At 41.5% G+C, this 13,928-nt stretch carries 12 protein-coding genes and 1 pseudogene; 7 read left to right on the top strand and 6 right to left on the bottom strand.

Going from position 1 to position 13,928, the window contains the following annotated elements; translation table 11 throughout:
- Nucleotides 1–52: 52 nt before the first annotated feature.
- On the top strand, nt 53–748 hold the full coding sequence (locus ACFWE9_RS06475; protein WP_230161174.1) for an SGNH/GDSL hydrolase family protein: 696 nt from the start codon (nt 53–55) through the stop codon (nt 746–748).
- A 35-nt stretch (nt 749–783) separates the two neighbouring features.
- Here the strand turns inward: ACFWE9_RS06475 and def are convergent, their stop codons facing one another.
- Nucleotides 784–1,362, bottom strand: a complete 579-nt coding sequence (def, locus tag ACFWE9_RS06480; protein WP_230161177.1) for a peptide deformylase — start codon at nt 1,360–1,362, stop codon at nt 784–786.
- Nucleotides 1,363–1,619: 257 nt separating this feature from the next.
- Between def and ACFWE9_RS06485 the strand changes: the two genes are divergently transcribed.
- Entirely contained in the window at nt 1,620–3,344 is a 1,725-nt protein-coding gene (locus tag ACFWE9_RS06485) for an AAA family ATPase (RefSeq protein WP_230161179.1), read from the top strand.
- Nucleotides 3,345–3,477: 133 nt separating this feature from the next.
- On the opposite strand, the gene ACFWE9_RS06490 is transcribed toward ACFWE9_RS06485, so the two are convergent.
- Together ACFWE9_RS06490 and ACFWE9_RS06495 are read right to left on the bottom strand one after the other, a co-directional pair.
- Nucleotides 3,478–3,717 (bottom strand): alpha/beta hydrolase, encoded by a 240-nt coding sequence (locus ACFWE9_RS06490; protein WP_230161180.1) that lies wholly within the window; start codon nt 3,715–3,717, stop codon nt 3,478–3,480.
- Nucleotides 3,718–3,743: 26 nt separating this feature from the next.
- Nucleotides 3,744–4,019: an alpha/beta hydrolase-fold protein gene (locus ACFWE9_RS06495; protein WP_356715050.1), complete on the bottom strand. Its 276-nt coding sequence runs from the start codon at nt 4,017–4,019 to the stop codon at nt 3,744–3,746.
- Between ACFWE9_RS06495 and ACFWE9_RS06500 the strand changes: the two are divergent.
- Nucleotides 4,006–4,470: pseudogene (locus ACFWE9_RS06500) on the top strand (ABC transporter ATP-binding protein); the annotation flags it as partial. The gene ACFWE9_RS06495 and the pseudogene ACFWE9_RS06500 overlap by 14 nt on opposite strands.
- 57 nt (nt 4,471–4,527) lie before the next feature.
- On the opposite strand, the gene nagE reads toward ACFWE9_RS06500, so the two are convergent.
- The gene (nagE, locus tag ACFWE9_RS06505) at nt 4,528–6,438 is read right to left on the bottom strand and encodes an N-acetylglucosamine-specific PTS transporter subunit IIBC (protein WP_230161182.1); all 1,911 of its coding nucleotides are present in this window, start codon (nt 6,436–6,438) and stop codon (nt 4,528–4,530) included.
- Between the two features lie 312 nt (nt 6,439–6,750).
- Here nagE and nagA point away from each other — a divergent pair, with 312 nt between their 5' ends.
- The 4 genes from nagA to ACFWE9_RS06525 all read left to right on the top strand — a co-directional run bounded on the left by nagA (nt 6,751) and on the right by ACFWE9_RS06525 (nt 10,186).
- On the top strand, nt 6,751–7,929 hold the full coding sequence (gene nagA / locus ACFWE9_RS06510; protein WP_230161184.1) for an N-acetylglucosamine-6-phosphate deacetylase: 1,179 nt from the start codon (nt 6,751–6,753) through the stop codon (nt 7,927–7,929).
- Nucleotides 7,929–8,663: a glucosamine-6-phosphate deaminase gene (gene nagB, locus ACFWE9_RS06515; RefSeq protein WP_230161186.1), complete on the top strand. Its 735-nt coding sequence runs from the start codon at nt 7,929–7,931 to the stop codon at nt 8,661–8,663. Before nagA ends, nagB begins: the two co-directional genes overlap by 1 nt.
- A 15-nt stretch (nt 8,664–8,678) precedes the next feature.
- On the top strand, nt 8,679–9,401 hold the full coding sequence (locus ACFWE9_RS06520; protein ID WP_230161188.1) for a GntR family transcriptional regulator: 723 nt from the start codon (nt 8,679–8,681) through the stop codon (nt 9,399–9,401).
- Nucleotides 9,402–9,463: 62 nt separating this feature from the next.
- The gene (locus ACFWE9_RS06525) at nt 9,464–10,186 is read left to right on the top strand and encodes an SIS domain-containing protein (protein WP_230161190.1); all 723 of its coding nucleotides are present in this window, start codon (nt 9,464–9,466) and stop codon (nt 10,184–10,186) included.
- Nucleotides 10,187–10,303: 117 nt separating this feature from the next.
- On the opposite strand, the gene ACFWE9_RS06530 is transcribed toward ACFWE9_RS06525, so the two are convergent.
- Entirely contained in the window at nt 10,304–13,420 is a 3,117-nt protein-coding gene (locus tag ACFWE9_RS06530; protein WP_377356107.1) for an MMPL family transporter, read from the bottom strand.
- The gene (locus ACFWE9_RS06535; RefSeq protein WP_230161194.1) at nt 13,421–13,885 is read right to left on the bottom strand and encodes a MarR family winged helix-turn-helix transcriptional regulator; all 465 of its coding nucleotides are present in this window, start codon (nt 13,883–13,885) and stop codon (nt 13,421–13,423) included.
- Nucleotides 13,886–13,928 lie beyond the last annotated feature (43 nt).

Raw genomic sequence — 13,928 nt, forward strand, 5'->3', positions numbered from 1 at the left:
CATTCTCCCACTAAAATGATAAGTAACACATTCACATACTGAGGTGAGAAATTTGAAGATCGTATGTTTTGGAGACAGTTTAACCAGAGGCATTTCTTATGTTAAAGGCCGGCTACGCATTATCAAAGAAAATTATCCGAACTCTTTAGCCAAGCTTACGGAATCATTGCCATTTGTGGAAGTTTTGAATAAAGGGGTGTTCAATGACAACTCCGACTTATTGGTTAGCAGGGTCGAGAAAGATGTCATGTCTGAAAATCCCGATATCGTATTAATAGAGGTCGGGGGAAACGACTGTAACTTCCATTGGGACGAAGTGGCCAAAAATCCAGAAGGTGATCATCTGCCGATCGTTCCAATCGAACGCTATCTGGAAAATATCACCCAACTTGTCAGACAGGTTCAGGACAAGCATGTTACACCTTTCCTTTTAACACTTCCACCACTGGATCCTGCCAGGTATTACAGATCCATCGCTGATAAGTTCGGGCATTCGATCGGACATTTCGTTTCCCATGTCGGGGGTATCGAACATTGGCATGGGATGTATAACCGCCAATTGAAAAGCCTCGCTGAAGAACTAAAGGTGCCTTTGATTGATGTCCGTTCCTACATTAAATCCTCTGGCGAATTGGATCGCTTGATTAGCGATGATGGCATCCACCTCACTTCCGAAGGATACAAGCAAATGAGCATGGCCATATTCAGTTATTTGCAGAAGTATATGGCTGAGAGAAAAAGCAAATAAAAAAGGCAAAGCATGGCGCTTTGCCTTTTTTCGTTTTACAGACTTTTCGCTTCCACATTTTCCGGAAGCTTGAAAGGGTTCTCGGTATTGATCCGGTCATAAAACATCATCCCATTTAAATGATCTAACTCATGTTGGAACACGATTGAAGCAAAGCCCTTCAGGCGCATCTCTATTTCCTTACCATTACTATCCACCGCTTTAATTTTAACCCGTTCATAACGCGGTACATAGCCTTTAATATCACGGTCGACTGAGAGGCAGCCTTCACTTTGCGGTAAATAAATCATCGTAGCGGAATGACTAATAATTTTCGGATTCACAAGGGCATATTCATACAGCTTCCCTTTTTCATCTGGAAAATATAAGACGAACATGCGTTTATTCAAGCCTATCTGATTTGCAGACAACCCGACACCTTCACGTAAGTTGTATTTCTTTTGGAGTTTTGGGTCCTGGCTGTTTTTCAGATATTGCATCATGCATTCCAACGTTTCACGATCTTCATCTGAAATCGGCAGGCTGACTTCATCCGTTACCTGACGCAGAATTGGATCTCCTTCTCTAACAATATCCTTCATCGTAATTATATAGTCTTTTATAAATTTACTCATAAAAATTCACACTCTTCTACCATTTTATTTTTCATGACTTAGACCTTTTCACTTTAGCATTTCGTATTTAAAAAGTCTAATACGCAGGTTGGATTAAATATTTCAAAATTCCGGACACCATTCTTAACTTTTTCATAATAGAAATGATATTTTCTTGACTTTAACATTATTTACCTTCATTTTAGAGCATAAAGACCTATAGATTACATGTTTAAAAATTCTATACTGAATATATATTCCTTAAAGGAGATGAAAAGTTGAACTCGAACTCTAAATTAGTTTCGAAGTTGCTGCCGTTCTTAACGGCTTTCATTGTGATAATTGGCGGAATCAGTTGGTATGTTGTAACTCAGTCAAAGGATACGGTCATCCCATTTTCTTCGGTAGAAAAGACGATTAAAGCCCAAAATGGAGCCCTTGTCTCTATTGAAGAAAAAAGAAATGGCACTCTTCACATCACCACACCAGATGGAGAATATGTTTCTAATATTCCTCCCAACAGTCAAATGATCAATAAGCTTGTCGAAACTTATAACGTTCAATATTCTTTTTCATCAACTAATAAATCTGCGTTATGGATTTTAGGCGGATTATTGGCGGCTCTCGTTACAACAGCTGTCATTATACAGAAAAAATCAAAGGGCGGTTTGCGGATCGGCAGTAAAAAACAAAGCCTTTCCACCCCAAAGCCCTTGCCAGAGATAACATTGGATGATGTAGGCGGTTTGCAAACCGAAATCAAACAAGAAATCCTACAGACTCTTACTACATTAAAGGAACCTGAGCGTTCAGAAAAGATTGGAATTAAACCGCCTCAAGGCATTTTATTATATGGCCCCCCTGGAACGGGGAAAACCCTGCTAGCACAGGCAATCGCAAAAGAGCTTGGTGCAAACTTCTTCTCAACGAGCGGTTCAGCCTTCAACGAAATGTTTGTTGGAGTCGGCGCAGCCCGGGTGCGCAGCCTTTTCCAAAATGCACGTAAGCAATCGCCAGCTGTCATTTTCATCGATGAAGTGGACGCGTTGGCTGGTAAAAGGAAAGCTCATGGCGGGGAAGAAGGCGAAAAAACGTTAACTGAACTGCTTGTGCAATTGGATGGAGGCCATCCAAATGAAGGCATTTTATTCATTGCAGCGACCAACCGGAAAGATATGCTCGATGAGGCATTTCTACGTCCGGGCAGGATCGATTTCTCTTTCCAAGTTCCACTTCCAGATACACAAGGAAGAAAGGAAATCATCGATATCCATACGAAAGGAAAGCATCTAGCTACAGATGTCCTTGCTTCTCTGGATGAGTTGGCGGAAAGTACATCCGGTTTCTCTGGTGCTGACTTAAGCTCCCTGTTCGATACTGCCTCACGACATGCCCTTAGGAATGAACAGGATATGATTCGTAAACAGGATCTTGATTACGCCATTGACCGTACGATACTTGGAGCGACATCACGTACCTTGAATGATGTGGATACGAAGCGGCGCGTGGCTATTCATGAAAGTGGACATGCCCTGATTGCAGCTTTGACAAAGCCTGGTTCCGTTCGAAAGGCGACCATCATTCCGCGTGGGGAAGCCCTTGGATATGTAGCGCCGATACCAAAAGAACTCCATCTGGCAACAGCCAGTGAATTGCTTGATCAAGTCAAAATGATTTTAGCAGGTGGCGTGGCGGAAAGAATGTATTTAGGAGAACATAGCATCGGTGTAGGCGGAGATGTACAGCAGGCGAAACACCTGCTTGAACAAATGGTCGATACCGGAATGCTTCAAGATGGATTTACCCTCACCTTTAATAAAGGTGAGAAGGAGCAAAAGATGCAGGAATTATTCACGAAGGCGATTTCTGAAACGGAAATGTTGATTGGCTCGAATCGTCCACAGTATGAAGTGCTCGTTGAGGAGCTATTGAAAAAAGAGACACTCGAAGGATCAGAAGTTCAGCGTATCGTTGATGCTTCAGAAATAACCAGTGTATGCTAAAATGCGTAATACTCTTTTTCATTAGGTCTTAAGACCTAATGAAATATGTAGAGCCTGTTTCCAATCGAACAGGCTCTTTTTTTTTTGATCATATATGGAAGCAAGCCGCAAAGCAGAAATGAATGCGGGTAAATTAACCAGATGGAAATAACTCATCCTCAGTCAAAACGAGATGTTCCTTTGCACGTTTCAAAGCAAAACGTAAGGCCCTGTTAATCAAAGGTGGCAAAACTGAAAGATGCCCTTCCCCTTCAAACTCCTTGAATTGAACATTCACTCCACTATCCTTCAAGGATAATCGTTTTGATAATTCTAAAGCATTTTCGTTCATGCCGCTTTTATGGGGACCCTCCAGCTCTCCCACTCCTAGCAATAAGGAAATATCACCTTCTCCTTGATTTAATCGAGAAATAAACCTATCCTCCTTCTCACGGAACCACTTTTTATTCCAATGAGAGATGGGCTTCCAGCTATATAAGTTTGAAAAGCATACGGATTTTCAAAAAGAACATATATAGCGAAAAGGCCACCTAGGGAATGCCCGAAGAGCGTTTGGCTATTCTGATCGACCTTAAATCTTTTATCAATTTCCGGATTTAAATCCTCTTCTATGAATTTCAGAAAGTTTTCCGCTCCTTCATGTGAAGGCCATGGACTTCCATTGAATGGGGCCATGGATATCACAGAAACCCTTTCATTTCGAAACCGGCAGATCGCAAATTTATCCGGTGGCCAACGACAAAAGGTTTGGCTAGCAATGGCTTTAGCACAGCAAACGGAGATTTTATTACTAGATGAACCTACCACCTACCTTGATATGGCTCATCAACTGGAGGTCTTGCAAATTGTTGAAAGACTTAACAGAGAACAAAAAAAAAACATTGTGATGGTACTGCATGATATCAACCATGCGTCTCGGTTTTCACATGAAATCATAACGATGAAGGAAGGAGAAATTATTAAAATCGGTACACCGGGCGAAATCATTACACCTGCCGTTTTAGAAGAAGTCTTTCGTATTCATGCAAGGGTCATGATAGATCCTGCCAATTGGGCTCCCGTTTGTTTTGGTTATGACAATTTATCACAACAAGAAGAATATAAAGAAGCCGTTTTATCCAATTAAAAGGTGCAGCATGTAAAAGGGATGTCGACATTGTCGACATCCCTTTTTTTACACGTTTTATAGTTTTTCCAACTGGATGATACCTGCTGTATTTTGTTTCTGTAACCCTGTCTTCTGCAATTTCACTGCCGTTCCTTCAGGTAAGTTAGTGAATATGATAGGAGTGACCGTTGATGGAGCATTCCGTTTTATGAAATCTAAATCAATATCCAGAAGAGGCGTACCTTTTGTTATCTTTTGGCCTTCATGCACATGAGGTGTAAAGCCTTCTCCATTTAATTTAACTGTATCTAATCCAACATGGATCAGAATTTCCAGACCATTATTCATTTTCAAACCCAATGCATGGTTTGTCGGGAAGATACTAAGTACCTCGCCATCGATTGGTGATACTAGTTTCCCGTTGACTGGCTCGATAGCAAAGCCGTCGCCCATCATTTTCATCGCAAACACTTGATCAGGTACTTGTTCGATCGGTAAAACGGCTCCTTCAATTGGAAGGACAAAATCATTGGCGTCGATAGCTTGGTTTTCTTCCACCCCATCCTCAACTACTTGTGCAGTTGGATCCATTTTCACTTGGATTGGATTGACGTCATTTTTGACAAGTTGTTTCATTGCATTTGCAACGAATTCTACATTCGTTCCAACAATGACTTGCACACTCGATTTATTTAATTTCATGACTCCCCGCGCACCATGCCTTTTTAAGGCTGCTTCATTCACATTTCCTGAATCGGCCACTTCTAAACGTAAGCGTGTTGCACAGTTATCAATTATCTTTATATTCTCTTTACCGCCAAGATCTTGAAGGAAAAGCGATCCCATATCGGTATATTTATCCCCGGTTTTCACAATCGTTTCTTCTTCCACATTTTCCTCATCGTCTTCACGGCCTGGTGTTTTTAAATCCATGATTTTGATGACAAAATAGAAAATCACGAAGTAAACGACCCCGTATACCAATCCAATCGGTATTAACCATAGCGGTTTTTGCGCAATGCCGAAGTTCAAGAAATAATCAATGGCCCCTGCGGAGAATCCAAAACCATGATGGATATCCAACATAACAGCGAGTGCCATAGACACCCCGGTTAAAAGGGCATGTATTACATATAATACTGGGGCGATGAACATGAATAGAAATTCAATCGGTTCTGTGATTCCTGTTAAGAAAGAAGTGAAAGCTAACCCAACAAGCATCCCCGTTACCAATTTACGTTTCTCCTTCTTAGCAGCTGCAATCATCGCTAATGCTGCAGCTGGAAGGCCGAACATCATGATTGGGAAAAAGCCAGTCATGAAGGGCCCAGCTGTCGGGTCTCCTGCGAAGAAACGATTTATATCACCTGTCGCACCATTAAATTCACCAAAAACGAACCAAACCATACTATTCAGGACATGATGCAATCCTACTGGAAGCAATAAGCGATTCAATACGCCGAATACGCCGGCACCCAATGCCCCTGCACCTGTAATCCAGTCTCCAACACTATTGATTACATCCTGAATCGGCGGCCAGACAAAGCCGAATATTCCCGCAAGTATAATCATCGCAAGCGAAGTGATAATCGGGACGAATCTTTTGCCTGAAAAGAATCCAAGCCATTCAGGGAGTCTTATGTCGGAGTATCTATTATATAAAAGAGCTGCAACTATACCTGATATAATACCGCCTAAAACAGCCATATCGATATCTTTATTAATTGCTTGTGTTCCATTCGTTAAAACAAAGTAACCAACAAGACCAGCTAATGCCGCTGCACCGCTACCGTCTTTAGATAATCCTATTGCAATACCTAAAGCGAATAGTAAGGCAAGATTATCAAAAATCGCTTTTCCCGCGGCCGCCATAAATGCTATATCAAGTAAATCTGGCTGACCTAAGCGAAGCAATATAGCCGCTGCTGGCAAAACAGCAATTGGTAGCATAAGAGCTTTACCAATTTTTTGTAAAAAATTCAACATCGAACTCATCTCCCTTGTTCCTAACTTCTTCTATTGATTCTGTTGAATGAGAAGTATAAAGCGTTTTCATTTTATTAATATAATAACTTTTCTTTGGATTATACTAGCATAGAAAACATATAGATGTCTATACCAATTCAGTAGAAAAATTTACTATATCCATTAAATACAGCGGAAATAAGACATTTATGAACCTTATTAACAGCAACTGGTCTAGACAACCACTAATAAAAACGTTAAAATGAGGACAAAAATATATGAGACCAATTCATGACTCATTCATTAAGGTTTACTTCATAAAGGAGATTATGTATGAAAACATTCATTATTAACGATCTAATAGTTTATAGCGAAACGGAAACATACAAAAATGGGTACATTAAAGTTGTGGATGGAAAAATTGCCGAAGTAGGCCCTGTTAACCAGTATAAACATGAAGATGGTATTGAAGTAATCAATCTATCGCCTGATCATCAGGTCATTCCTGGTGCCATCGATGTTCATATTCACGGGGCATCCAATGCTGATGCAATGGATGCCACATACGAAGCATTATCCACTATGGCAGAAACTCTTCCCAAAGAAGGAACAACCAGCTTTCTGGCCACTACAATGACTCAATCTACCGAAGCCATTGAATCAGCTCTTCTTAATGCAGGTAAATATATCGAAAATCAGACTCAAGAACATGCTGAAATAGTTGGGATCCATTTAGAAGGTCCTTTCATTTCACCGGTCCGTAAAGGAGCACAGCCTGAAGATCATATCGTTGATCCTGATGTCACGCTATTTAAGAGGTGGCAGGAAACGGCCCAAAACCAAATCAAGCTTGTAACGCTTGCTCCTGAACAACCAAACGGATTAGACCTTGCCGCTCACTTAAGGGGAACTGGCGTAGTCGCCTCCATTGGACATTCGGATGCAACTTATGACCAAATAGATGAAGCAATCCAGGCTGGAACTACACACGTCACACATCTTTATAATGGGATGCGGGGACTTCATCACCGCGAGCCTGGTGTATTGGGCGCAGCTTATCTCAGAGACGAATTGTTTGTTGAACTTATTGCTGATGGCATTCACTGCCGACCTGAAATGGTGAAGTTAGCTTATAACCAAATTACCAGTGACCGCATGATTTTGATTACGGACTCGCTTCGAGCCAAATGGCTTGAAAAGGGAACCTATGATTTAGGCGGCCAGCCTGTGTATGTTAACGAAACGACAGCTATGCTTTCAAATGGAACACTAGCCGGCAGTATTCTGAAAATGAACGATGCCATTAAGAACACCATGCAATATACCGATTGTTCCATGATTGACATTATAAAAATGACGGCTGAAAATCCAGCCAAACAACTTCGTATTTTTGATAGAAAAGGCAGCATCCAAGTTGGTAAAGACGCCGACCTTGTTATCTTAAATGAACGATTGGACGTTGAAATGACGTTCTGCAGAGGAAATTTAGCTTTTAAAAAGGAGAATGCATAATGAATATCATTAAAGTACAGGACTACGCGGAAATGAGTCGGACAGCCGCAGAAATAGTACTCGGAAAAGTCAAAGGAAATCCGGATATCAAGCTGGGCTTGGCAACTGGCGGTACGCCTAAAGGTATGTACGATACGTTGATTGAAGACCACGTGCGTAATCATACTTCTTATGAACATGTAACATCTTTTAATCTCGATGAGTATATCGGCTTAAAACCAAATGATCCAAACAGTTACCATTATTATATGGATGACTCCTTATTCACTCACATCAATATAAATAAAGAGCGCACTCACCTACCAAATGGCACAGCTGATGACACTAATGGAGAATGCAAACGTTATGACGAAATGATTGATTCAGCAGGGGGAATCGACCTTCAGATACTTGGTATTGGACAAAATGGGCATATTGGGTTTAACGAGCCTGGAACTTCTTTCGCCTCAGGTACACATGTCGTGACACTTGAGGACTCAACACGCCAAGCGAATGCACGTTATTTCGACTCCATAGACGAAGTTCCGACACATGCTGTTACAATGGGCATATCCACCATTATGAAAAGTAAAGAGATACTTCTGTTGATATCCGGAGAAGAAAAAGCCGAAACCTTGAACAAATTGATGGACGGTGATATTACAGAGGATTTCCCTGCATCTATCCTAAAAAAACATAATAATGTTACAATAATCGCAGACCAAAAAGCGTTATCCGGAGTGATCATACCGTAAAAGGAGCGAAAGTCGATGATTGATAAAAGCTCACCTCTTCCGATTTATGCTCAAATCGAAGAACAAATAAAAAGACAAATAGAAAACGGTGAGTTCCAGGCGCACCATGCCCTTCCATCTGAACGTGAATATGCAGAGCAATTCGAAATTAGCCGGATGACCGTCCGGCAAGCCATAAATAATTTGGTTAATGACGGCTACTTATACCGTCAAAAAGGAAGGGGAACCTTTGTTGCCGATAAAAAGCTGGAGCAGCAGCTCAATGGACTGACCAGCTTTACAGAGGATATGAAAGCCAGGGGTCTAAATCCGAGCAGTAAGCTACTGAGCTTTGAAATCATTCCGGCTAATAAGAAAATTGCCAGTGAATTGCACATTTCCCTTTATGCTCCCGTTTATGAAATAAAACGTATTCGGTTGGCCGATGATGTTCCAATGGCGCTCGAGACTGTGTATATGTCTGCGAATTTAATTAAAGGATTAACGGAAGAAATCATTAACCTTTCCCTTTACCAATATATAGAGAATTACGTTAAACTTAAAATGGACTATGCTACACAAACTTTGGAATCATCGATTGCTTCTGAATTGGAAGTCACCCATTTAGCGATTCCAAAGCACTCGCCCATATTATTCATTCAACGGAATACGTTCCTAATAGATGGAACCCCCCTTGAATATGTTAAATCAGCTTATCGTGCGGACAGGTATAAGTTTACTATCACCATAACCAGATAACTTGAATATTTTTGCCATCACTATAATCTTTTCTTGCTAAAGGTAATCGGAGGGTGTCATATATGAACTCATATTTTGAAGAAGTGCAAGCTTTACTATCAACTGTGGTTGAACAGGAAAAGCATTCTATTAAGGAAGCTGTGAAACACATCTCAAAAGCAATATTGTCGGATGGAGTCATCCATCTATTCGGGAGCGGGCACTCTCATATTTTGACGGAAGAGGTATTCTACCGGTCAGGTGGGTTAGCGGCCATTCATCCTATTTTCGTAGAAGACTTGATGCTTTTTAAGGGAGCATCAAGGTCATCGCAACTTGAAAGGCAAAATGACCTATCTGAGAAATTCATGCTTGATGAGGATATCCGTCCTGGCGATGTCTGTATTGTCATTTCATCGTCTGGTGTGAATCCCGTTCCCATCGATGTCGCTATAATCGCAAAAGAAAAGGGCGCCTTTGTCATAGGACTAACATCACCGGAGTATGCAAACAGTTGTCCTTCACGGCATAAAAAGAAGCTTTATCTCCACGATGTCGTTGATTTGGTCATAGACAATCATATTTCTAAAGGTGATACATTGCTGAAATCAAACAATATATCATTTGGATCTGGATCGACCGTAACTGGAGCCGTCCTCCTTAATATGATTTTCACACAAGTCATTGAAGCGATTATTGAAACAGGGGTGACCCCTCCCGTATTCCTAAGCAGTAATATCGAAGGGGCAGATGAGCATAATCAACAGCTTATCGCGAAATATAAAACAAGAATTCCCGAATTGTGAATCATTTCTGCCATTAAGGAATACATAAAGTTTTTTATTCCCCATAAGGAAATCATTATGCAAAAGTAAAGAAGGCATCCACTCGGATGCCTTCTTTACTTTTAGAGGTACTCCCTTTTATTCCTTGTTTTTCAAAAATGGCCACCAATTCGCGTTTCCAAACGTTGCAACCATCACTGGAATGAACACCGGCAATATGACAAACGCATATAAAGCAAGCCCCACCAATATTAAAGTGGCAATCTCCAAGAGCGAAAGAACTCCTGCTGGCATCATGGCAGCAAAGGTACCGCCCAGAATGACCGCAGCCGAGATGATCACCGTTCCCATTTTTCTCATGGATAGTAACATCGCTTCCTTGACAGGTTTATCTTTCATCTCGTTAAAGCGATCCATCAAGAAAATGCTATAGTCGATGCCCAGCGCAATCAAGATGACGAAAGCAAAGAAAGGAACGGCCCAGCCGATGCCTGCATAACCGAGAATATTTACAAAAATCAACTCTGTAATGGCTGCCGCTGTATAATATGTCAAAACAAGCGACACAATCAGGTAAATCGGCATGACCAGGGATCGCAGCATGAAAAAGAGAATGATTGCGATACCCGACAACATCAATACGACAGTACGTGAGAAATCCTCCTCAGACATCATGCTCAAATCATGATGTGTACTTGTGATTCCACCTATCGCCACCTGCGCATTTTCAAGCTTTGTATCTTTCGTTACTCTTTCTACCGTTTCCTCAATCGAATCGATTTGCTCGATTGCTTCATTAGAATATGGATTAGCCTTAAAGACAACATCCATTGTCATGACTTTACCGTCTTCGGATAAATACGCGTTCAATGCTTCTCCAAATTCTTCACTTTCCACTACTTCTTTGGGAATGTACATACCAGTTACTGTCTTATCCGTTTTTGCAAGTCCTGATAAATAGCCCTGTGCATCCGAGAGGCCATCATGGACTTCATTCAGTCCATCCGCACTTTGATTCAAGCCATCCGTCAAATCAGTCAATTGCCCGCCAAGACTTGAAAAACCATTTAGGAGTTCTTGCTGCCCATTATTTAAGCTCGTAAGTCCTCCTTTGAATTCTGACAGATTATTAATGACTTCACCCTGACCATTCGCCATCGTGCTTAGACCTTTTTGTAAAGTATCTACACCTGAAATCAATTGGTTCAGCCCTCCTGCTAAAGAGGTTTGACCATTTACGATGTCAGCCATATTTTTGTTCGCTGTATCCAAACCGCCGGATACTACCCCAAGATTTCTGTTGAGCTCGGAAAGACCTGCTGACATGGGCTCCAAACCACTCTGCGCCCCTTGTACCGTTTGCTTGATCGTTTGATAGGAAGCATCTGCTTGCAATTCTGGATAATTGCTTTCCATTTGCTCAAAGGATGGATTCAAACCAGCAAGGCTTTGCGATACGGTCGTCAGGTTAGTTTGTATCTCCTTGTATCCACCTGTAAGTTCATTTAGTCCATTAGCCGATTGTCGATAGCCTTCGAGGAGCTGTCCGCTTCCAGCTGCGAGCTTCTCCAAGTTGGCCTTGACTTCATTCAGCCCGGATTTTATATCACCTGTCCCTGAAGAGCCGTCACGAATTCCTGCTTCTATGCTCGTTAACGCCCTCTCCACCTGACCTACTCCGCTCTTTAATTCATCGGTACCGGAGATGAGTCCCCCTATCCCGTCCGTTGCTTGCTTCAAGCGTGGTCCAGAATCGGAAAGCTCACTGCCTGCGGTTTTTAAACCGTCACTGATTTGCTTAATTCCTTCATTTCCTTCCCCGATTCCCTTTTCCAACGTTTCGGCTTGTTTGGAGACAAATAAGTCCTTGATGGGCTCACCTGCCGGGCGGGTCATGGATCGAACTACATCGACTTCATCCACCTTGATGACTTCCTGGCTGATTTTTTCCGCAAGTGCGACGTATTCTTCCGAATCCATACGTTCGTCATTTTTTATGACAATCTGTGTTGGCATCGATTGTCCCGGGCCGAATTCATCGGAAATGATATTGAATGCCATGATGGAAGGAACATCATCCCCCGCTTCCTCAAGGGAGTTATAAGAAATTTCCCCATCATACATAAACAAAAAAGGAACACAGATGATGGCAACGATTATTAGTGCCAACAATGGACGGTTCAAGGAGAAATTACCAAGATTCCCCCATAATTTACTTTCACTATGCGCAAGCTTCCCTTTTGCCGGCCAAAATAGCTTTTTGCCAAGAACCATCATGAAAAATGGTACGATCGTATATAGGGCAATCATTAAGATGAAAACCCCTATGGCAACGGCTGCAGCAGATTGATAGAGTTTAAAAGTAGAAAAACCAATTGCCGCAAAACCAATCATTACCGTGAGCCCGCTAAAAAAGACCGTTTTACCAGCAGTTCGGTATGTCTCCACGAGCGCTTCAAGTAAAGATTCCTGTGACGATAGTTCCTCTTTGAATCGACTAAGCAGTAGAATGCAATAATCGGTACCGATTCCAAATAAAATACCAACCAGGAATATTTGGGTGTAAGACGAAATCGGAAAGTCCCATCTATCCACTAGGAATGAGACGATGGATTGTGAACATAAATAAGTGAAACCGACCGTGATTAACGGAATGATCGGTGTCACCACTGAACGGAAAACTATCAGCAATACCGCCAAAATGAAGACAACCGTAATGCCTTCCGTTTTTTTCAAGCCTTCTTGGGAATTGGTATTAAGATCTTCATCGATCATCCAGCTGCTTGTGTAATAATGCTCGACATCCACTTGTTCCAATTCTTTATAAAGGGCATCGATCACTTCCTTAGCTTCTCGGTCACCCTTTACCATTTTGATGGATGCCAAGACCGTGGATTCATCTCCCGAGACCAACTGATCCTTAAGTGAGGGATCTTTAAAGTGGGTCATGACCTCAGTTATGCCAAGCTCTGTTTTATTCTTCTCAAGCTTTTGGATGGCAAGGTCTATTTCCTTCAATTCCGAGGAAGATAATTTCTTATTACCATGAAATACGAGAGCTACCTGTGACTCGTCCTCATCCTGTATCTCCTTCATAAGTTCATTGGCCATTCCAGATGAATATTCTGCCGGTACATCCAACTGTCCCTTATCCCGGACTAGCTCCGCCATATTCGGGGCCGCAAACAATAAACCCGTTGTAATGGCCACCCAAAGGATAATGACGAACCATCTTCCCTTTATGATCCCCCTCATTTATATTTCCTCCTGTTCCCCATTCTTCATTTGAATGAAAATTTGTGAAAGCTTCTCATATGTATCAAGGAATTTAACAATCTCTTCATATTCAAATTTCGTCATGATTCTCTCCACCAAATTATGAATCTTATTTTCCGTTTCCTGTAACAATCCTTCACCCTCCTTGGAAAGCTTCAAGTGAAAGACCCTCCGGTCATCCAGGTCCTGTTCCCGTTCGATCAATCCTTTGCCTTCAAGCCTGTTGATGTTGGAAGTGACGGCACTCTTATTTATATAAAAGGCATCACTGATTTCCGTCGAGGTACATAATCGTTGTTGTTCGATAAACCGTAAAGTGTAGTATTGTTCGTTCGTCAGCACATCACAAATTTGATCTTTTATTAAAAGTTCACCCATTTTATTAACATAGAAGGAAACTTTCATATATCGATCAATCAATCCAGAAACTTTTTCATTAGTCATGGTTACACCTCTTAAATATTAGTTCAGTCATTTAACTATATGT

Origin of the sequence: Peribacillus sp. NPDC060253, assembly GCF_042727425.1 — a bacterium.
Taxonomy (GTDB): domain Bacteria; phylum Bacillota; class Bacilli; order Bacillales; family DSM-1321; genus Peribacillus.